At 56.9% G+C, this 211-nt stretch carries 1 rRNA gene; it reads right to left on the reverse strand.

Annotation, left to right across the window (positions count from 1 at the left end):
- Positions 1-211, reverse strand: a 23S ribosomal RNA gene (locus ADK60_RS28545); the annotation flags it as partial.

The following is a 211-nucleotide window of genomic DNA, read 5'->3' on the forward strand; positions in this document are numbered from 1 at the left end:
GCAGGCGTCAGTCCGTATACATCGCCTTACGGCTTCGCACGGACCTGTGTTTTTAGTAAACAGTCGCTTCTCGCTGGTCTCTGCGGCCACCCCCAGCTCGGAGTGCAAGACTCGTCACCAGGAATGGCCCCCCTTCTCCCGAAGTTACGGGGGCATTTTGCCGAGTTCCTTAACCATAGTTCACCCGAACGCCTCGGTATTCTCTACCTGA

The sequence above is a fragment of the Streptomyces sp. XY431 genome (assembly GCF_001279805.1).
GTDB lineage: Bacteria > Actinomycetota > Actinomycetes > Streptomycetales > Streptomycetaceae > Kitasatospora > Kitasatospora purpeofusca.